At 41.2% G+C, this 20,661-nt stretch carries 18 protein-coding genes and 2 pseudogenes; 3 read left to right on the top strand and 17 right to left on the bottom strand.

All coding sequences use genetic code 11. The features are described 5' to 3' along the window. Positions 1 to 3 precede the first annotated feature (3 nt). From CVS91_RS10265 to CVS91_RS02445, 7 genes and pseudogenes are all read right to left on the bottom strand, one after another. Positions 4 to 4,086 carry an Ig-like domain-containing protein gene (locus tag CVS91_RS10265; protein ID WP_107830078.1) on the bottom strand — a complete coding sequence of 1,361 codons (4,083 nt, stop codon included), beginning with the start codon at positions 4,084 to 4,086 and terminating at the stop codon, positions 4 to 6. A 71-nt stretch (positions 4,087 to 4,157) separates the two neighbouring features. Then, complete coding sequence (locus CVS91_RS02470) at positions 4,158 to 4,820, bottom strand: response regulator transcription factor (protein ID WP_107830076.1); 663 nt, start codon at positions 4,818 to 4,820, stop codon at positions 4,158 to 4,160. 3 nt (positions 4,821 to 4,823) lie between these two features. Beyond that, entirely contained in the window at positions 4,824 to 6,473 is a 1,650-nt protein-coding gene (locus tag CVS91_RS02465) for a sensor histidine kinase (RefSeq protein WP_107830074.1), read from the bottom strand. Positions 6,474 to 6,520: 47 nt separating this feature from the next. Next, positions 6,521 to 7,141, bottom strand: coding sequence for a protein-disulfide oxidoreductase DsbI (gene dsbI / locus CVS91_RS02460; RefSeq protein WP_107830072.1), 621 nt, complete (start codon positions 7,139 to 7,141; stop codon positions 6,521 to 6,523). A gap of 8 nt (positions 7,142 to 7,149) precedes the next feature. After that, a complete protein-coding gene (locus CVS91_RS02455; protein ID WP_107830070.1) occupies positions 7,150 to 7,806 on the bottom strand; it encodes a thiol:disulfide interchange protein DsbA/DsbL in 657 nt (218 codons plus the stop codon). A 134-nt stretch (positions 7,807 to 7,940) separates the two neighbouring features. Then, positions 7,941 to 8,209, bottom strand: a pseudogene (locus CVS91_RS02450) (type II toxin-antitoxin system YafQ family toxin). Further along, the gene (locus CVS91_RS02445) at positions 8,202 to 8,399 is read right to left on the bottom strand and encodes a hypothetical protein (RefSeq protein ID WP_012140635.1); all 198 of its coding nucleotides are present in this window, start codon (positions 8,397 to 8,399) and stop codon (positions 8,202 to 8,204) included. Before CVS91_RS02445 ends, CVS91_RS02450 begins: the two are co-directional and overlap by 8 nt. Before the next feature lie 136 nt (positions 8,400 to 8,535). On the opposite strand from CVS91_RS02445, the gene CVS91_RS02440 reads away from it, so the two are divergent. Together CVS91_RS02440 and CVS91_RS02435 are read left to right on the top strand one after the other, a co-directional pair. Next, entirely contained in the window at positions 8,536 to 9,180 is a 645-nt protein-coding gene (locus CVS91_RS02440) for a ferritin family protein (protein WP_012140636.1), read from the top strand. A gap of 110 nt (positions 9,181 to 9,290) precedes the next feature. After that, positions 9,291 to 9,581, top strand: a complete 291-nt coding sequence (locus CVS91_RS02435; RefSeq protein WP_002940734.1) for a DUF5339 domain-containing protein — start codon at positions 9,291 to 9,293, stop codon at positions 9,579 to 9,581. A 38-nt stretch (positions 9,582 to 9,619) separates the two neighbouring features. Here the strand turns inward: CVS91_RS02435 and CVS91_RS02430 are convergent, their stop codons facing one another. The 10 genes and pseudogenes from CVS91_RS02430 to CVS91_RS02380 all read right to left on the bottom strand — a co-directional run bounded on the left by CVS91_RS02430 (position 9,620) and on the right by CVS91_RS02380 (position 19,908). Continuing rightward, positions 9,620 to 9,850 (bottom strand): DUF2798 domain-containing protein, encoded by a 231-nt coding sequence (locus tag CVS91_RS02430; RefSeq protein WP_107830068.1) that lies wholly within the window; start codon positions 9,848 to 9,850, stop codon positions 9,620 to 9,622. Next, positions 9,847 to 10,407 carry an NAD(P)H-dependent oxidoreductase gene (locus CVS91_RS02425; RefSeq protein WP_107830066.1) on the bottom strand — a complete coding sequence of 187 codons (561 nt, stop codon included), beginning with the start codon at positions 10,405 to 10,407 and terminating at the stop codon, positions 9,847 to 9,849. The genes CVS91_RS02430 and CVS91_RS02425 overlap by 4 nt, the downstream gene beginning before the upstream one ends. Before the next feature lie 29 nt (positions 10,408 to 10,436). Then, on the bottom strand, positions 10,437 to 12,008 hold the full coding sequence (locus CVS91_RS02420; RefSeq protein WP_107830064.1) for a tannase/feruloyl esterase family alpha/beta hydrolase: 1,572 nt from the start codon (positions 12,006 to 12,008) through the stop codon (positions 10,437 to 10,439). A gap of 8 nt (positions 12,009 to 12,016) precedes the next feature. Beyond that, positions 12,017 to 12,697: a putative quinol monooxygenase gene (locus CVS91_RS02415; protein ID WP_107830062.1), complete on the bottom strand. Its 681-nt coding sequence runs from the start codon at positions 12,695 to 12,697 to the stop codon at positions 12,017 to 12,019. A 15-nt stretch (positions 12,698 to 12,712) separates the two neighbouring features. Then, a complete protein-coding gene (locus CVS91_RS02410) occupies positions 12,713 to 14,149 on the bottom strand; it encodes a subtype B tannase (protein ID WP_107830061.1) in 1,437 nt (478 codons plus the stop codon). Between the two features lie 35 nt (positions 14,150 to 14,184). Continuing rightward, positions 14,185 to 14,955 carry an SDR family NAD(P)-dependent oxidoreductase gene (locus tag CVS91_RS02405; protein WP_107830059.1) on the bottom strand — a complete coding sequence of 257 codons (771 nt, stop codon included), beginning with the start codon at positions 14,953 to 14,955 and terminating at the stop codon, positions 14,185 to 14,187. Further along, positions 14,952 to 15,593: an NAD(P)H-binding protein gene (locus CVS91_RS02400; RefSeq protein ID WP_107830057.1), complete on the bottom strand. Its 642-nt coding sequence runs from the start codon at positions 15,591 to 15,593 to the stop codon at positions 14,952 to 14,954. Before CVS91_RS02400 ends, CVS91_RS02405 begins: the two co-directional genes overlap by 4 nt. Before the next feature lie 29 nt (positions 15,594 to 15,622). Beyond that, a complete protein-coding gene (locus CVS91_RS02395) occupies positions 15,623 to 16,768 on the bottom strand; it encodes an iron-containing alcohol dehydrogenase (protein WP_107830055.1) in 1,146 nt (381 codons plus the stop codon). Positions 16,769 to 16,852: 84 nt separating this feature from the next. Then, positions 16,853 to 17,527, bottom strand: a complete 675-nt coding sequence (locus CVS91_RS02390) for an anaerobic ribonucleoside-triphosphate reductase activating protein (RefSeq protein WP_234409646.1) — start codon at positions 17,525 to 17,527, stop codon at positions 16,853 to 16,855. Between the two features lie 98 nt (positions 17,528 to 17,625). Then, positions 17,626 to 19,908 (bottom strand): annotated as a pseudogene (locus tag CVS91_RS02380) (ribonucleoside triphosphate reductase). Between the two features lie 302 nt (positions 19,909 to 20,210). Between CVS91_RS02380 and CVS91_RS02375 the strand changes: the two are divergent. Then, positions 20,211 to 20,654: a hypothetical protein gene (locus tag CVS91_RS02375; protein ID WP_021085745.1), complete on the top strand. Its 444-nt coding sequence runs from the start codon at positions 20,211 to 20,213 to the stop codon at positions 20,652 to 20,654. Positions 20,655 to 20,661 lie beyond the last annotated feature (7 nt).

The raw sequence follows: 20,661 nt of genomic DNA, 5'->3' as shown, positions 1-20,661 counted from the left end.
ATTTTATACAAGTTGTTTATTTATGTCGTTATCGACATCTATGTAGATAGTTGTCGGAGTAGCTGAGCTTGTTTGACCCTCATATCTTGTATATCCATGCTCGACATTAGTTTGGTCATTAGTTTGTGTAAATCCTTTTAAAGAGATGCTGTCATCATTTTTGCCATCTATTTTTAAGATAGTATTTATGTTGTCAGTAATACTTAAAGCATCATCTGGTTTTAAATTTAACATTTTAATGGCTTGATTATCGTTGCCATCAGCATCTGCACCAAGTTGAATTTTCTCAAAATTTTGGACAGTGCTATTAAATTCTTTACCATTTATCTTATTAAAATCAATAGTGCTATCCTTTGCAACTGGACGCATGATGAGCGTATCAGTGCCCTCTCCACCATCAAGTCTTTGAACTAGCGACATACCTCCGTTATAGTTAAACACAACTCTATCATCGCCAGCTCCAGCATTTACCTTATCGCCTATTTTTGAACCATTATAGTTGCCTAAGCCTGAATCAATATAGTCGTTGCCACTTCCTGTGGTTATGACATCGTTGTTATCGCCAGTGATGATTATATTGTTGCCATTGCCTGTGCGAATTTCATTTTCACCGCGTCCTGCGTTGATCCTGTTGTTTCCATCTCCAACGGTTATGATATCGTTGCCCTCAGTCGTTGTGATAACATTATCGTTGTTATTGTCTGCAACTACTCTTGTATTTTTAGCAATATCAGAAACTTGCAGATAGACATCACTTGCTTTTACTTCGCCGTTAAATATAGCTCTAAAGTGCCCATCATCATCTATATCCACACTATCTGCTTGTATTATATTGCCATTAGTATCTCTTATAGTGATACTATCTTTCAAAGCTATGCCCTTTGCTGCCTCTTCAAAGTGCTCTCTTAGCTCGTAGCTTGGACCAACTCCATTTTCACTTAGTTTTCCACTCCATGTGGTTTTTCTAGCTGCTGCATCGTAGTTAAAATTTGAGTTATCTATCGTTGCAGCTGTTGCATCGATCGTAAATTTTATAGAGTTAAAAAGAAATTTATCGCCATTTCCATATTTGCCATCGATAGAAAGTTTATAAACTCCATCTTGCATTCCTTCAAGGCCGCTAAATATTTTATTATTAAAGCCAGTGATCCTATCATAATGCTCTGGTGTTACATTTCTAATAGGACCTTCATTTCTAGATTGAATTGCAAGATTTTTTATCACACCAGCATCAACATTGGTTGCTACAAAATTACTTGTAGGTATTTCTCTATCATCTGGCACTACAGCTCTTATATATGGGACAGCATCATTTGAAACGATCCTTGAGCCATCGGCTCTAAAGCCGCTCTCACTCATATCCATAGTACTCCATGACTTCTCAGCTGAGCGGTTGTTTGCATTTGTAGTTGTGTCGTTACTATTTTCAAACTGCGTCATAGTTGGAACTAAAATTTCATTTACATGAGTATATTTTGTGCCTGCCTTATCAGTCATCTCAACTTCGATCTTATCGCCTAGTTTTATCCTATTATTATATTCAATACTTAGCACGCCATTAGTTTGCTTAGTTGCGTCAAAAGGGACGATCTCAGTAGTTCCGTCAGCTTTTATCATTTTTATACTCTCGATCTTATCGCCATCCTCATAGTTTTTGAGGTTAAATTTGATCGTATGTTTTAACCCATCATTGTCATTTTCTATAACCTTGATGTTTTCTATAGTAACCGGTGTCTTATCAACCACAAAATCACTCACTACCGTGCTTTTTGTCTCGTTATCGCCATTTTTAAAGATAGCAGTTGCTTTGATCTTATAGTTGCCATCCTCTAAGCTATCAGATGTAACTTCAAATTTACCATTTGAAAATTCGCTTTGATTAAGCACTTTTGTAAAGACCTTATGTCCGTCTTTATCAAGCACAACGATCTCAGCGCTGGCTGCGTTTTTATCTATCTCACCTGTAAATGTCGGAGTCTTGTCGCTTAAGACTGGTAGTGGTGCATTAGATGAAAATTTATCAGTTTGAGTGATGTCATCAATTGTATATTTATAATATTTAGTTGCGTCATCTATGCCTGTATTTGTTTGTTTGTTGTTAATACTGCCACTTGCGTCATTATCAGTCGCGTCTATTAGGTCTGTCGCGACATTTAGCTTAGCTGATGTTGCCTGCGCCTCGTTGCCTACAAGGTCACTAACCTTAGCTGTGTATGTCGCTTTTGGATCGATTGTTTTAAACTCAACTTCATATTTACCATCTATCACTTTAGCTGTATGGCTCTCGCCTGTGCTTGATGTGATAGTTACGATCTGTCCATCTTCTACGTCAGCGACAGTTCCTGTGATCTTTTGAGTGACTTTATAGACATTTCTTGTTTCAGGATCTATGTAGCTGTCAAAGTCAGTTGAATTTAGTTTTATGCCACTTGCCTCTGATCCAAGTATGCTCTCAGGTCCGCCATCTTTTGAAACTGTTAGTTTTAACTTGCCCCAAAAGATATAGTTTGCATAGCTCATATCAAAGTTATAGTAACCTGCTTTATCAACGTGTAAAGTTGTAACTGTGGCACTATTTTCTGAGTGGATAGTGTCATAATCGACCATAGTAACGCCATCAATTTTAAATCTCACGCTATCATCAGTATTTTTTGCGTCAAATGTATAATCCCCTGGCTCAAGATACATAGTGCCTTTTAAATTTATCATCGCACCAGCCGTTGTGTTTTTGCCATTAGGAGCATCTCTTAGACGTATTATTTCACTACCTTTTGCGTTGTCGATAAAGTACTCAAGCGCTTTGAAATTTGGAGCTACCCACTCATTATTTGGAGTTACTACATTACCATCAAGATCGACCGTGCCTATCTTATTATGAGCGCCATCTAGTCCTGAGACTGTTCCAGCATCGCTATCAACATTATCTCTATCGCCGCCTTTACCTTGTTGGAAATTTAGCTCTTTTGCTTTAAAGCTTGCCCAAGGTTTGGTGTTATTCATATAGTATTCGACAAAGTCATTTTGCTTCATGCCGTTATGAGCGTATGTTGTATTATTAAAGGCATAAGGTCTTAGCTCAGTACCTCTTACGCCTTCTTCATAGATGTGGTTAAACCAGAAATTTCCTTTTAGTCCGCTACTCATCTCAGACTCTTTTACAAGACTCATCTCAGTTTCAACGTTTATAGTTATTTTAGCAACTGTATCAAGCACAAAGCTACCAGTATCGGTTGCAGTATTGCCGTCTCTTCCAGTTGCTACTATTTTTACTTCATAATCGCCATCATGGCTACCATTTACGCTTAACTCATTAGTTGTAAATTTAAATTTACCATCAGCATAGTCGCTTGGATTTAGAGTTTTTGTAAAGACTTCGTGCCCGTTCTTATCAAGTACGCTAACAACCGCTCTTACAGCAGTAGGCTCAACTGTGCCACTTATGGTTGGAGTAGCGTCATTTGTGCGAGGTACGCTTGGCGCATCTAAGCTGTAATCGCCTTTTATAGTTCCAAAATCATCAGTTAAAGTTTTGATATCAACGCTAATTGGAGGTATGACTGGCGCAACAGGAGTTACATTGCCTGCGTCATTGCCGTCATTGTAGCCGCCGATTGAGTTTTCTGGAGTTTGAAAGGCTCTATTTGAGTCAGGTAAATTTCTATAATCATCAGTGATATTTGAGTAGTGACCACCCTCTTCAAAGCTAGCTGCACCTAAGCTTACGCCGTCTCCGCCAGCATTACCACCTTGGTTACCGCCAGCTGCAGTCTCTTCAAGATCTGTAATGTTTGCACCATCAAGAAGTGCTTTTTGTATAGCGCTTACATCAGCTACGCTATCATTTCCAAAGCTCTCGTTGTGAGCTACGCTCTTGTCTAAATTTAGAGTATCTTTTCCTATCAGTGCGATATCTTTACCATCATTTGCAGTTATGACTACCTTTGAGTCAAAATCAGTTGTTTGTATAGTCTCACCAAGAAAAATTTCATCGCCTACTTTTAACACTCTTTGAGTGCCGTCCTTTGCAGTTGCGATTACATTTGCTCCTTGTGAGATGCTTTTTATAATACCTATTTTGTTTGACATATTCTTCACCTTTTTTGTTTTATCTCAATAATAGTATATTTTATTGTTTTAAAAAAGCTTTGTCTATTGTACTATGGTACAACTAAGATATACCCACTCTCGCTGATGTTTTTAAATTTCACTCCAAGCTCGCGTTTTAGGCGAAGCACTACATTTTGTATAGCAGCCTTGCTCACCTCGGTGCTCTCATAGACAAATTCCTCTATCATCTCGTAGGTGACAAGCTTGTTTAGGTTGTAGGCAAATAGCCAAAATATCTTATTTTGCAAAAAGCTAAGATATAGCTCGTTGCCGTTTTTATAAATTTTCTCTCTTTTTAAATTTATACTCACCTCATCACTTAGGCGCACTAGCTTCTCATCTCGCTCGAAGCTTAGGCTTATCAGCATCGATCTAAGATCCTTTATATCGATAGGCTTTTTCAGAAACAAGGTCGCCCCCTGCTCATAGCTCTTGATCAAATTTTCATCGCTATCGTATGAAGTAAAGACGATAAATTTCTGATGAGGTTTTAGCTTTTTTATCTCATTCATCATCTCAAAGCCATTTAGCACTGGCATGTGAATGTCACTCATCACGATGTCAAAACCCTGTTTTTTAAATTTCTCCAGCCCATCTTGCCCATCTTTTGCGCCTACGACCTGACCACAGTATGGCTTAAGCCCAGTGATGATGAGCTCCCTTGCCATCTCGTCATCTTCAGCTACTAAGAAAATTTCTAGTGCCTCTTGCATCTTTTAACCCTTTAAATTCTTATCAAAGCTTAGCTCAAAAATCGTAGGCTTTAGGTTGTGCGCAAGCGTGATGTCGCCATTTAGCTTCTCGCGCGCGAGCTTTTTAGCAAAGTAAAGTCCTATGCCATTTCCTTGCTTTTTGGTGGTGTTTAGCCAGGTAAAAATTTTCTTACTCATCTCGTAGCTCACGCCGCCACCATTATCATAAACGCCGATGTAGCACTTATCTTCAAAGCTTCTAAATTTAAGCTCTATCACGCGTTTTAGCGGCTCATCTTTGTAGCTCTCAACGAGTGAGTCCTTTGCGTTGTGGATTAGGATTAGCAAAATTTGCTGGATGATGTTTTCTATCTGACAGACCTTCATCTCTTCAAATCCGCTAAATTTCACGCTCACATTTGCACGGCTAAGCTCTGTGTGCATAAGTGTTATTAAATTTCTAACGCTTGTTTGGATATCAAATTCGCTAACATTTTCAGCGCTTTTGTAAAAATTTCTAAAAATTTCGATTGTTTTTGAAAGAAGCTCGATCGAGCTTTGCCCTTTTTCTAGTAAATTTACAAGCTCCTCATCGCTTAGTTTGCCCTCTTTTTTTAGCATTATCGCCGAGCTTAGCATCAGTTTTAGCGAATTTACTGGCTGGATAAACTGATGACTTATGCCACTTATGAGCTCTCCAGCCTCGCTCATCCTGGCTCTGTGCGCCAGCAAGGTCTCGTACTCGTCTTGCACCTTTTTTATCTTGTTATACATGAAGTTGTGCAGGCTGTTTGCCAAAAATGCAAGTGCGACGAAGGCAAAGAGTAAATTTAGAGCGTTTTTTAGCGCCTCTCTTGTCATGGCTAAAATTTCTTCTTCGTTGTTTGTGCCAGCTCCGATAAACCAGTTCATCGTTGGTATCTCGGCTACTTGGATCAAATTTTGCCCTATCTTTAGGCTAGTGATGTCCTCATCTTTTAAAAATAGCTCTTTAAATTTCTCCTCGATCTCTCTTTTAAGCGTTATATCGGCCATCGATGTGAGGATCTCGCCGCTGTGAGTTACTAAAAATGAGTAAGAATTTGGCGCAAGGCTAAAGTTTTTAATGCTATCAAAGATAGTGCCTATGCGCACGACACCGCAAAGTGCCGCCTCAAATTTCGCGTCTTTTTCAACTGGCACGCATAAATTTAGAGTTGAGTCTTTTAAAATTTTGTGATTTTGCATGAAATTTACGCTTGGGGCATTTGTATTTTTTGTCTCGACATACCAGATAAGCCCTGCTCGCTCACGCTTTGACATCACCTCTTCTGAGATCTTTTGATCATCTACAAAGATCTCGCCATCCTCTCTTAGAAGCTGCATGAGATCAAATTCTTTCGCATTTTCTTTAAAGAGTTTTATGAAATTTGCCACCCTAGTATCGTCATCAATGATGCTAGAGTTTTGGATAAATTTTGACGCACGGATGAGTGAATTTAAGCGCTCATCAAGCCAAATTTGAAAGTTGCTAACGATGTTTTTACTGACTGCGATATTGTTTTTATCAGATAGCTCGATGATCTTTTCTTTTGCATTGTTGTAGCTATTTAGCCCAAGAAGCACGACAAAGAGGCTCGCTAGCAAGATGATCGCATAAATTTTAATATTTTGTGATTTTAAATTAATACCCATGCGCGCAGTATATCCTAAGTTAGCCCAAAAATAGGGCTAACTAAAATTTAATTTTTAAAAGATAAGAGCTTTGAAACAAGCATAAGTGCAAGCACAACAAAGCAAATGCCAAAGCCAAGCAGCGTGCAATCGGCCATCGACATAAATTTAGACGACGGCACAAGATACCAGCCATCGACATAAAGATCCACTATGCTCTTTTGCAAATCGCTTAGCACCGCGCCATCAGGCACCATAGGGCTGTCATAGCCGCAGTCACCCGTTGGCATAAACCAGTCAGGCGCCCACTTCTCAAGTGGCAAGCCAAATGGATAGTGCGGCTCAGTCGAGCAGCCCTGCACGCCAAAAGGATCATCGCCATGCACCGCGTCGTGGATTTTGGCTAGCTTTACGCTATACATTATGCCCTGCACCGCTCCCCAAAAGGCAAAGACGTAGCCAACTAGAGCAAAGAGCAAATTTTTTGGATTTATGATAGCGATCACGCCGCCAAGTGCCATACACAAAAAGGCAAAACGTATATAGACGCACTGCTCGCAAGGAGGCATATAGGCGTAGTTTTGAAAGAGCGAGTGCGCGATAACGACAAGCGCGACGCTTACAAAGACTAGGATCGCCCAAGAGATGCGTGAGTCTTGAAATTTAGCCATTTTTTTAAAAAAGCTCATGTGGCGCCCTATTTTTTAAGAAGCTCTTCGATGAGTGCTGCCATGCCGTCAAGCGAGCTGATTGATTTTGTCATGATGAGATATTTGCCATTTACGACAAATGCTGGCACGCCTTGAATTTTAGCCACGTCATAGCTCTCATCCCACTTTTTAAGTAGCTCAGTCACTTTTGGATTAGTTAGCTCTTTTTCGTAGTCTGCTTTGCTAACGCCAGCTGCATCAAGTCCGGTTTTCAAAAAGCCCTCAACGTCTTTGCCATCACCCCAGCGCTCTTTTTTGTCATGATAAGCTTTGTAGTAGGCAAATTTAGCCTTTTTAAATAGCGAATTTTCATCAAATAAGCTCACTCCCTTTGCCTCGTCCATAACGATAAGCACGGCAAAGACCTTGCTCGCAACCTCGCCGTAATCGCCCTTTGTCTTTAGGTGAAATGGCTCGTATTTTAGTCCAGGGATTTTCTCAACTACCTTTGGAGTGACGCTCTTGTCGTATTTGTAGCAAAATGGGCAAGCGTAGCTAAAAATTTTAACTAGCGTATTTTGTCCGACACTTAGTGGCTTTTCAAGCTTGACGTAGTCCTCGCCCTCACTAAATGCACTAGCACTGATCGCACCAGCTACCGCAACAGCAAAGATAGCCTTACTAAATTTAGATAGAAAACTCATGATGATCTCCTTTGGATGATTTATTTTGAGTTATTCTACAACCAAGCTCAACCGCACTTTTAACGCTAGAATAAATTTTGGCTGAAATTTGTCTTTTTTAAATTTGTGATGATGGATTTGGTTTTTTGTTAAATTTATTGAAAAAGTTCGCTATGACTTCCTATTTCAACGCATGTAAGAAGTAAAATTTCGTTTTGTTTTTTATATATCAAGAGCAAGTCTGGCTTAACATGACACTCTCTAAACCTTTATAGCTTCCAATAAGAGCGTGATCTTTATATTTTGATGCTAATTCCTCGTTATTTGCTAATTGCCAGATGATATCTTTAGTTAATTTTTTTTCATTTTCATTTAGCTTTTTAAAAGCTTTCTTAAAACTCTTTGAATACTCTATCTCAAGCATCAAGGCTCTTTTCAAATTCTTCAAATGTTTTAAATCTCTCTACTTCGCCATTTTCGATCTCTTTGATAGCTTTGTCAAGCCTTGAGACCTTATCTCTTTGCTCAAATTCTACATTTGCCTGCCTAGCCATCTCTTTTATAAGCTCGATAAATCCATAGTCAGCATTTTTAAAATCAATCGTTGTAGTCATCTTATGCCTTTAAATTTTTGTCTTATTATAACTTCAAATTTATAAAAATAATATACGTTATCAATAAAAATTATTATTTACATATTTTGATTATTTGGTTATAATCCGCTCAAATTTTATCAAAATAGGAGTCAAAATGAGACAATACGAAACATACAAATGCGAGAAATGCGGCAACGAGATCGAGGTTCAAAAAGTTGGAGGCGGCACATTAACCTGTTGCGGCGAAGAGATGAAATGCATCACTGAAAATTTAACAGCGGTAAATTTGATGAAGGCATTTGCTGGCGAGTCACAAGCTAGAAACAAGTATGAGCTTTACGGCGACCTAGCTAAAGAAGCAGGCTATCACGCGATAGCTAGACACTTTTACGAGGCAGCCGAAAACGAGAAATGGCACGCAAGGGCTGAATTTAAGAAGTATCACGAGATGATGAACGATCCGATCGACAAGATGGATAAAAATTTACTTGACGCTGCAGCTGGCGAAAACTACGAGCATACGACGATGTATCCAGACTTTGCAAAGATCGCAAAAGAAGAAGAGCTAAGAGATGTTGAAAGGCTATTTAACGCGATCGGCAAGGTTGAAGTAGAGCATGAAAGAGAGTATTTAGAGCTTAAAAAGATGCTTGATGAAGAGGGCTTTTTTGAGAGCGACGAAGAAGACATCTGGGTTTGCGAAGTGTGCGGACACGTTCACAGAGGCAAAAAAGCTCCAGGCGCTTGCCCACTTTGCAAAGCTCCAAAAGAGTATTTCAAGCGCGAATTCTTAGGCTAAAAAGCCAAAAAATTTAGCCAAGGCGCCAGTCTTGGCTAAATTTAATAAATTTAAATCTATTTAAAATAAAAAAGCTATATAATCTCTTTAAATTTTCACAAGGAGAAAATATGAAAAAATCACTTCTAGTTTTAGCCACTCTTGGCTTTGCACTAAGCCTAAACGCTGCAGATCTTACAGATACTTGCAAGTCTTACTTCTCAGACATCGATAAGATGGTAGAAGCTTACAAACAAGCTGGTCAAGAGCAACAAGTAAAAATGTACGAAGATCAAAAGAAACAATCAATGGATCAACTAGCTTCTTTACCAAAAGAGCAACAAGACGCTACTTGCAAACAAGCTAAAGAGATGTTTGCTCAAGTAATGGACCAAATGAAAAAACAAGGTCTTTTAAAATAAACCTTCACGTGGCTAGGCTCTCTAGCCACACTTCAAATTTACTTCTCGCTTTTACATATCAAATTTGCTAGTTTTGCAGCCAGTGGCGCTATGAAAAATATCACAGGATAGGCGACCATAAAGGCTTTTAGATAAGCTGCTAGCCAAATTTGCACAAAGCCGTCAATAAAGCCTAGGTTAAAATATGTCAGCATAAAGGACATTATAAGCGCCATACATGCTGACATTATAAACGCAAAAACATATCTATAAAATTTCGCCGGTATCATGAAATTTTACCTATCAGCTCCTCTAGCCCCTTTGCATGATCAAGCGCCTTTTGCCTCATCAAAGTAAGCTTTGCCTCATCGTGCCTACTCTGATATGATAGCCCTCCGCTATAAACATAGCCTGCAAACTCCATGCCACACATATTTGCTAATGCCCTAAGTGGCGGTAAAAATTCCTCTATCTCATAGCGCTGAAGTGCCTCTTTTTTATAAAGCTCCTCAGGCGCGCCAGAGGTAAATGAAAGCACCAGCTTCTTGCCACGTAGCTTATCTCCCGTGCTGCCGTGAGAAAAGCCATGAACTAGCACATCTTCGAGCCACTTTTGCAAAAGTGATGGCACGCCGTACCAGAAAAATGGATAAACAAGCACGATCACATCAGCTTTTACTAGCTTTTCTTGCTCTGCTTTTACATCGATCACGTAGTTTTTATAAAGCTCGCTTAGCATGTCAAATTTAGCCTCTGGCAAGTGCTTTTTTAGCTCGCCTAAAATGATCTTATTCACAAATGAATTTTCAAGGTCTGTATGACCTGATACGACTAAAATTTCACTCATTTTTGCCCCTTAAATTTACTTTCTTAAATTTACTTGCAAACAAAGCTACTTGCCTTGCTAGCGTCGCCACCCACGTATGTAGCTACCTTTGGATAGGCACACACTAAAAATTCCTTGCCAGCGTAGCTCTTGCTCTTGGCTAGCATGCTCTTTGGTGCTTCGCCCTTTTCATGCCACGCTTCAAGCGCACTAAGCGGATCGACGTCATCTATGCCGTTGCCGCCACCGCAGTGGTTCATCCCAGGTAGCGCAAAAAATGCCGCGAAATTTTGGCTATTTTCATTATCAGCCTCTAGCTTTTTAAACCAATCTCTTTGATCTTTTGCCGAGAAAACTGGGTCTGAAACGCCAGTTACGATGATTAGCTTACCGCCATTTGCGCTAAATGTGCTAAGGCTTGTTGAGATGGCGTCATTTATCGCTGCGGTCTCGAAAGTCTTTGGCGTGTCTTTGTCAAAGTCAAAATTTATCGTGTCAAAATTTGGCTGCGCTGGCGTTAAAAAGTAGTAATTCACCGAGCCGCTTGAAAGCGTGATATTTCTAGCGTTTGGCTTAGCACTTTGTGAGTCTCCTAGCTTCCACTGCCTCCAGCCCTCAGCGCTCACACCTGAGTCGTAAAACCAGCCGCTATAAATTTGCTCGCCCTTGCTATTTTTGGCTCCGTTAAAGATTTTCTCTATCGCCTCTATCTTTTGCTTCGCTAAATTTAGACTTTTTGGATCAAATTTGCACGCTTCCCACGCATTGATGATCCCATCTTTTAGTCCGTCTAAGCCGTCACATTTTTCTAGCACGGCGTGGCTTAGCTTGTTAAGGTCGTCCTGCGTTAGGGCATTTGCAAAAATTTTCTCGCCTTTTTCATTTTTCGGAGCTATCTTCATAAGAGCTTGGTTGTCCCACTGCTGAGCGATCGCCGCGCGAGATAGCCTAAAGCCAGGGTTTGCAGCGATGACGCCGTCAAATTCTAGCGGATAGCGCTGGGCTGCGATTAGTGCTGCCCTGCCGCCATTTGAACAGCCCATAAAGTAGCTATGTTTTGGCTTTTTGGCGTATGCGGCGGCTAAAATTTGCTTAGCTGCGTCCGTGACCTTGCCGATCGCCTGATAGGCATAGTCTAGCCTTGCTTGTTGATCTAGCCCAAACTCAGCCGTTGGCTCTGGGTGTCCTGAGTTTGTAGTAACCACCGCGTAGCCTCTAAGAAATGCTGGCGTGGCTGTGCTTGTGCGTATCGGCACTGCGCCAAGAGCAGGCGCTACAAAGCCGTCCATACCGCCCCCGCCTTGAAATAAAAACTTCTCATTCCACTGCTCTGGCAGCCTTAGCTCGTAATCAATCGCATACTCTTTGCCATCACTGCCGGTGCGCTTATAGAGTTTGCCATGCACCACGCAGTGAGGCTTTGCTTTGATAGTGTTTTTACTGCCACCAGTTAGCGCAGACATCTTATCGGCTGATACTTCGCCACTCTCATTCCACACCGCGTCTATCATCTCGTTGTTTAAAATTTTCACATCTTTTAAACTCTCACATCCAGCCCTATCAAGGGCAAAAGCCGTGCTGCCAATGAGTGCAAGTGCGCAAAAAAGTGAAATTTTCTTCATAACATCTCCTAAAATTTTACCTTGCTAAATGAGGTCTCGTTTTTTAGGCCAAAGCCGTCAAATTCGTCTATCAGCCCAGCTCGCTCTTTGGCATAAGCCTTGTAGTTTTCGCTGTGGCGGTAGCTCTCAAAGCTAGCCTCGTCTTTGTAAATTTCAACCAGCACCCACTTATTAGGTGCCTCTTTTTGACTAAAGGCAAACTGCGCGTAAGCACCATCATCTACGCTTTTTTGCATATACTTTTTGATGATCTTTTCAAATTTCGCATCGCTCTTTGCTAAAAGGTTTAAATTTGTGATGTGAAAGTAGGCATCTTTTAAGCGCTCTGGCGTTAAATTTTTAGAAAACGCAGCCCGTTTTTTCACGCTTATAGCCTTTTTGCTAGCTAAAATTTCAGCGCTCGCGCTTGCAAATTTCTTAAAATGCGCCGAGCTTAGATGCTTTTTATAAGCCGCCTCGTCCTTGTAAAACTCAAGCACGTAAAATAGCTCTGGCTTGCTCTTTGCGCTCGCAAAAAAGATCGCCTGCGTGCCTAGCTCACTCTTTGAGCTAAGAATATTTTCCCTGCCAAGACGCTTTAGCAAGCTCTTGTTATTTGGCGTTGAAAGTAGCTCATATAAGCTCACTTTCGCCTCTGCCCCAAAGGCAAACGCCGCCAAAACCGCTAGTAAAAATAGCTTTTTAAACATCAAAACTCCTTAAATTTATCTCTGCTCCACTCTTTTCATCCAAGCAAAAAGCTCGTCTAGATCGTAGTCACCGCCGTGTCCTTGCCCCCAGACCGCTTCAAAATCAACCTCTTTGCCAGCATTTTTAAGCGAGAGTGCGAGCATAGCAGGCACGGCAAGGGCCAGGTCGGTGTCGTTTGTGCCCTGTCTTATGCGGTAAAATTTCGCCGCCTCTTTGTTTGCGGTGTAGTTCATCGCATTCATCATCTTTATGACGCTAGCCTCCGCCATCTCGCCGCCACTTCGCTCTTTGGCAAATTTAGTAAAGTGCTTTGCAGGCGTTTTGCTGTCGCCAAAAAGGTCGTTTTCAGCATTTTCAAGAGCTAGGCCGTCAAAGGCAACTGGCGCTTTGGCACGTTTTAGCGAGGCGATGAAGTCTTCTAGCTTAAACGTATATCCAAGCTCGCAGCCCTGCGTGTCAAGAGTTATAAATTTAGGCGTAAGCGTACTTTTATCGCTGTTTTTTGTAGTGGTAAATGCCTTTGAGATGAGGGCGCTTATATACTCTTTGAAGCTGCCCTCGCCATTTTCATCAAGGCATAGCGCGTGGCCTTTGGCGTCTTTTAAATTTAGCGAGTTTAGATAGGCTGGGAATTTAGTTTTTAGCTCGCGCGAGAGCTCTTTTTGTGTGGCGTTTAGCTCGCCTGTGATCATCTTTGGCTTTTTGTTCCTGTCGTTAAAGCTAGTCGCGTCAAGACTTGAGAAGTCTATCCTTTCAAATTTATCCAAATCCCCAAACATCCACTCATACGCCTCGTCCTCATGCTCTAAATTTGTAACAGGGCAGTAGGCTGAGACGGCATAAATTTGATCGTCCGCCTTTGCAGCGCCTAGCTCTTTAAGATATGGTTCATACTCTTTTGCGCCTGCGCTAGTGCCTAGAAGTGCCGACATCGCACCTCCTGCGCTCGTGCCGTTTGAGATGATCTTATTTGCGTCGCCTGGCATAAATTTATCGTTAAATTTAAGATATCTAACGGCCGCTTTTAGATCGACTATCGCAGCTGGCGCTTTGCCGATAAATTTCTCGCCATCTTTTAGCGTCCTGCCTCTAGCGCCAACGCTTGCCACGACGTAGCCTCTAAGAAGCGCTTCAAGGGTGGCATTTGGTTTTTCATTTTGGATTTCTGGCTTTTGTGGCATTGCGCTCATGTAGCCACCGATCGCGTTTGGCATAAAGATAGCCCCTTTTTGGTCGCTAAATTTACCCTCTGGCACATAAAAATTTAGCACCTCATAGTCGCTAGCTGGCTTTGCCACATAGACTATGCCCTCATAAGCTCTAAATTTAAGCGTCCTATCGCCAACTTGCACGCTTTTTAGCTCAAATTTCTTTTCATCAAATTTAAGCTCGCCGCCAAAGCAAGCGCCTACCAAACAAACCCCTAAAATAGCAACTCTAACGCATTTCATGATCTACCTTTTTTGTTCTACTTTTGCTTTAACGCCTAGTTATCTTTTGGCTTATACTTGATCGCATAGTCAAATTTAGGCTGGTGCAGTGAAAACTCAAAGCTATCTCTATCGACCGAACCAACGCAGTAGTGGCTATCATAAAGGCGAAGCAAAAACTCCGCCATCTCTTCACTCGTGTGATACTTTTTAAACGCTTTGTCGTAGTCGTAGCTCTCTTTGCTAGTTGCCACCATGCCAAATTCTGTCTTTGTAGCAGCTGGGGCCAGCACTTTTGCTTGCATCTTTGCCTGCTTATCTTGTGCTAGCTCGTGGTAAAGTCCCTCGCTAAAGGCACTGACGAAAAATTTGCTAGCGCAGTATGTGACGGCGTTTGGCACGATCTTGTAGCCGCCTGTTGAAGAGATGTTTATAAGCTGTGTATCTTTGTCTTTATACTTTTTAGTAAAGAGCGTTGAGAGCGTGACAAGTGAGATGATGTTTAAATTTATCATCTGCGTGATCTTGTCTAAATTTTGCTCGCCGACCTTGTTGTAGTCGCCAAAGCCAGCGTTGTTTATAAGCGCTTTTAGCTCAAATTTTTCTAATTTTTGCCAAAGAGAAATGGCGTTTTCTTGCTTTGAGAGATCGCAAAGCTCTATAACCACATCGACATTTGCAAATTTAGCTATCTCGCTTTTTAAATTTTCTAAAAGCTCGCCACGCCTTGCAACAAGGATCAAATTCTCCCCGCGCCTTGCAAATGCCTTTGCCACAGCCGCTCCTATGCCTGAGCTTGCCCCAGTGATCACTATATATTTTTTCATTTTGTAAATTCCTCCGGACTATAAATTTTTACACCTTCGCTGTGGTCATCTTGTGCTACTTGCACGATCACTTTAGCGATATCAGCCGCCCTCATCGGACGATACTCGTCAAAAAAGCCTTTTGGGATAAATTTAAACACCTTTATCGCTAGATACTCGCCAAGCCTAAAGTCCTTTCTCTCAGCCTCGATAAGTGGCAGTCTAGCGATATGAAATGAGCTATATCCAAGCTCTTTTATCTTTGCTTCTGCTTGACCCTTTGCCTTTAGGTAAAATGAGCCTGACTTTCTATTTGCGCCTGCAGCTGAGAGTAAAACAAAGCGTTTTGCGCCGCACTCCAAGCCAAATTTGGCGAAATTTATCGGATAGGTCACATCGACTTTGTAAAACTGCTCTTTGTGTTTTGCCGCTTTCATCGTCGTGCCAAGCGCGCAAAATACATCATCAGCGATAAATGGCACCTCATCTTTAAAATCATCAAAATTTACTATCTTTACTTCAAGCTTTTCATGGGTAAATTCTAGCTCATGCCTAACAAGGGCGACCACCTTGTTGTAGTGCTCACTCTCGCAAAGACCCTTTAAAATTTCACTTCCCACAGCGCCGCTGGCTCCTGCTATAAGGGCGACTTTTTTCATGTTTATCCTTTGTAAATTTTGGATAAATTCTATCTCGCTAAGGCAAAAATTTCGCTTATGGCCTCTTTTGTATAAATTTGCTCCAAGCCCCTGCTCTTGGCGTAGTCATAAACTAGCGCCATGATCTCGTCTAAATTTGACTCATCAACGCCGATTTCGATGAGGCTTGTTGGCGTGCCGATCTTGCTAAACCACTCTTTTAGCTTTTTAATAGCCTCGTCTGCGTCATCTACGCCAAAAATTTCTTTGCCAAAGCGCTTAAATGCCTTTAAATTTCTACTCTTATACCACTTCATCCAAGCTGGCATCACCACACTTAGCCCAGCTCCGTGCGCGCAATCCACGACTGCACCTATGGCGTGCTCGATCATGTGATTTGGATATGAGTAGCCAGCCGTGCCAACGTAAGTTAGGCCATTTAGCGCCATCGTAGCAGCCCAGGCAAACTCGCTTCTAGCATCGTAGTTTTCAGGCTCTTTTAGTAAAATTTCAGTCGTTTTCATGACGGTTTTGATATTTGCTTCGATGTATAAATTTATGATCTCAGGCTGGACGCTCGCCGTAAAGTAGCCCTCGATGCTGTGAGCGATGATGTCAGAGGCTGAATAGACCAAATACTCCTTGCTAACGCTTGCTTGAAGAAGCGGGTTTATAACTGAAACTTTTGGGTAGAGACAAGCGCCGTGCATGGCAAATTTCTCTTTTGTGGCTTCGTTTGTGACGACTGCGCCGCCGTTCATCTCTGAGCCAGTTGCAGCAAGCGTTATGATGTCAAAGATCATAAGCGCCTCTTTTGGGCATTTGCCAGTAAAAAAGTCCCAAACATCGCCGTTATACTTCACACCAGCAGCTACGGCTTTGGCGCTATCAAGCACCGAGCCGCCGCCTATGGCTAGCACGCTATCGACGCCTTGCTTTTTAGCTAAATTTATAGCCTCATTTACCTTGCTTAGCACTGGGTTTGACTTCACGCCGCCTATCTTACAAAACTCGATGCCATTTGCGCTTAGGCTCTTTGTGGCAACGTCAAAAAGCCCGTTTTGCATGATCCTGTCGCTGCCATAGATGATGAGCGTCTTTTTTGCGCCAAATTCTTTCATATATTTACCGATGTTTTGCTCTTTGTCTTTGCCAAATTCTATTTTAGTAGGGTTTAAAAAGCTGAAATTTTGCATAGTTTTCTCCTTGTTTGCTTTTGTGATTTGGGGTAAATTTTAGTTAAATTTTCTTATTTTTAGCTATTTTTATCTACGCTAAATTTAGAAATTTCTTAGTCTGATAGGTAGTTTTGATGTGATCTTATCTGGATCGAAGCTATTTTTTGGATCGCCTAAGCCTCCAAAATTTTCGCCAGTGTTAAAGAATTTTTGTAAGAAATAATCCCCTCTATACCCAAGTTCAAAAAGTAGCTCAGACATCTCGGAGATATCCTTTTCACTTAGCAAGTCCGCATGCACGGTCGTTCTAACTTCAAATTTAAAATTTATCTCAAGCAGATACCTAAGCGTGGCGGCAAATTTCTCATATAAATTTGAGCCAGTGATGCCTATAAATTTCTCTTTTGGAGCTTTAAAATCAAGTGCGATGTAATCAATCAGCCCCTCATCTATCGCCTCTTTCAAGACGTCACGATATGAGCCGTTGGTATCAACTTTTAAGCTAAAGCCGCGCGCTTTTACCTCACGAGCTAGCCTTAAAAAAAGAGGGTGTGCTGTGCATTCGCCACCGCTAAAGACTATGCCGTTTAGCTTGCCGACCCTGCGGTCTAAAAAGTCGCAAACTTCGCTAAAACTTATAGTGCCATTTGACTTTACAACCTCGATGTTGTAGCAGTATCCACAGCGCATATTGCAGCCTGCAAACCAAATGACAGCTGCCACTTTGTCTGGGTAGTCAAGCGTCGTAAATGGCGTTATACTAAAGATTTTTTGCAAGTTTTGACCCTTTTTTAAACTAAAAGGCACAATGGCGTGCCTTTGGCTTGCATTTTAGTTTATTTTTTTAAATTTATTATTGTTTTTAGGCAAGAAATTTATCTTTTGCAGCAACTTGCGTATTCGTCAAATTTAACACGCTCTTTGTGCTCGCCTTTTTTGCCAAGATTAAAGCTCTCAACTGGTCTGTGATAGCCCATAACACGAGTATAGACCACGCATCTTGTGCGTTTATCTTGCACTTTTTCTAAGATCTCTTTTTCTGTCATTTTCTCTCCTTATTTGGATTTTTTCTTCTCATTTTCTATCAGCTCTGCATCACAAAGCGGGCAAAACTCATGCTCACCAGCTATGTAGCCATGCTTTGCGCAGACGCTAAAGACCGGCGTTATCGTGATGTATGGGAGTTTGTAGTTTGAGATTATACTCTTTACAAGCTCTTTGCAAGCTTTAGCCGAGCTGATGCGCTCTTTCATATATAGGTGAAAGACGGTGCCGCCAGTGTAGGCGCTTTGTAGCTCATCTTGCAGATCAAGCGCTTCGTAAGCGTCGTCTGTGAAATTTGCAGGTAGCTGGGTTGAGTTTGTGTAGTAGATATTATCCCCCTCGCCTGCTTGGATGATGTCTGGGTAGCGCTTCTTATCCTCTTTGGCAAAGCGGTAAGTAGTGCCCTCAGCTGGAGTTGCTTCAAGGTTGTATAAATTTCCGCTCTCTTCTTGAAATGTCCTTATCTTATCGCGTAAAAAGCCAACCATCTCAAGGGCAAATTCTCGTCCAAATTTAGTTGAGATGTTCTCTTTGTCGTCAGTGAAATTTCTAAGTAGCTCATTCATGCCATTTATGCCGATCGTGCTAAAGTGGTTGTTAAAGTGCTTTAGATACCTAGCCGTGTAAGGATAAAGCCCTCTGTCATACATCTCTTGGATAAATTTACGCTTCTTCTCTAGGGTTGATTTAGCTAGGTCTAAAAGGTAGCTTAGTCTGTTGTAAAGTGCGACCTTATCGCCTTTGTAGTTATAGCCAAGGCGGGCTAAATTTATAGTGACAACGCCTATCGAGCCAGTCATCTCAGCACTTCCAAAAAGACCGCCACCACGTTTTAAAAGCTCTCTTAGATCAAGCTGCAAGCGGCAGCACATAGAGCGCACGTGGCCTGGTTTGTAGGCATTTTCGTTTTCTATCTTGTTGCCATTTTCGTCGTAAGTGTATTGCGAGCCGATGAAATTTTGAAAGTAGCTTGAGCCCATTTTTGCGGTATTTTCAAAGAGCACGTCGGCTACTTCGCTATCCCAGTTAAAGTCCTCTGTGATATTTACCGTTGGTATAGGAAATGTAAAAGGCTGTGAGCACTTGTCGCCAGCTGTTAAGACCTCGTAAAATGCCTTATCTATGCGCGCCATCTCAGGCTCAAAGTCCTTGTAGGTCATATCGACTAAATTTTTCCTGCCACGCTCGTTTGCTTTTTTCAAAATTTTCTCATCTTTTACATTTGTAAAAAGGTGTATATCATCGCTCGTTGGGATCTGATCCCTTAGGTCGCTTGGGCAAGTGATGTCTATGGTTACGTTTGTAAATGGACTTTGTCCCCAGCGTGCAGGGACGTTTAGGTTGAAAATAAAGCTAGTTATCGCCTTTTTGATCTCGGCGTCACTTAGATCATCTTTGAAAACATAAGGTGCTAGGTAGGTGTCAAAGCTAGAAAACGCCTGAGCGCCCGCCCACTCGCTTTGTAAAATTCCTAAGAAATTTGCCATCTGATAAAGCGCCTCTCTAAAGTGCTTTGGCGCCTTGCTCTCGACCCTGCCACGAACGCCATTAAAACCCTCATTTAGCAAAGCTCGCAAACTCCAGCCAGCGCAGTATCCTGTAAGGCAGTCAAGATCGTGGATGTGGTAGTCGCCATTTCTGTGCGCTAAGCCCTCTTCTTTGCTATAAACAGCGTCTAGCCAGTAGTTTGCTATGACTTTGCCAGCGGTATTGTTTATAAGGCCTGCGTTTGAGTAGCTTGTGTTTGAATTTGCAGAAATTCTCCAGTCGGTGCCGTTTATGTACTCATTTATCGTTTGGGTTGAGTTTATATAGGTCGTATCTTCGTTTAGCCCTAAAATTTGCTCGCGTTGGAGCTTGTGGGTGTGGCGGTAGAGCATGAAGCTCTTTAAAACTTCAAAATGTCCGCCGTCAAATAGCTCTTTTTCTATCGCATCTTGGATGTCTTCGACTGTTATCGCACTTGATTTTTGAAAGATATCTTGGACTACATTTGTAAAAACTTGCTCGTCGTAAGCTTTATTTTCGCTGGCAAATGCCTTTTTTATAGCATCTACTATCTTGTATGCTACAAATTCTTGCCTTGTGCCATCTCGTTTTAAAATTTCACGCATCACTTGCTCTTTTCTGATTATTTTTTGATATGGAGTTTAAAAGTATAGGACAAGAAAGCTTAAAATATAGAAAACTTATTTTATTTTGTTTAATAATATTTATCAAAAAATATAAAATTTTAGAGAGTTTTCTTAAGTATATTTTTGCGTGTTTTAAGTATTTTAAATTAAAATTTGATCATTTTTACTTAAATAATTATTTTAGTTTTAGTTTTTAAAATAGTAGATTTAAATTTTTCTTCCATATAGATCTTTATTTAATTTATGTTAATATTAGTCGATTTTCAAAAAAAGGAGTTTCAATGAAAAAAATCACAATGCTCGCCCTAGGTCTACTTTTAGCTGGTTGTGCGGCATCAAACGGCGTAAGATCACCCGAAGATGGCATGATGAAAAGCTTTGCAAAATGCGCCCTAAAATCAGATAGTACAGTCATTATGCTAGTACCAAGTCGTGGCTTTCTTGCTGATGCGATAGCTAGCGCAACAACTAGTGTTTCAAACAACGACGGAGGTTTTTACAACAATCTAACGGATAAAATACAAGAAGGTGTGGATGCCTTTGTCATCTACGGCGAAAGTGGGATGAAAACGGAGTCACTCATGTCAAATGTCTTTACGAGACTAAAAGAGCGTAACGTAAATGGTATGCAGTTTTGTATATCAGCAGGAATAGAAAAGAGCGAGAAGCTAGGCAAGCTAGCAGATGAGCTTGGTATAAAATTAAGTTTTGTGACACTTCCGTAAATTTATA

The organism is Campylobacter concisus (assembly GCF_003048985.1).
Lineage (GTDB): Bacteria > Campylobacterota > Campylobacteria > Campylobacterales > Campylobacteraceae > Campylobacter_A > Campylobacter_A concisus_AY.
This window is presented reverse-complemented; position numbering and strand designations above follow the sequence as displayed.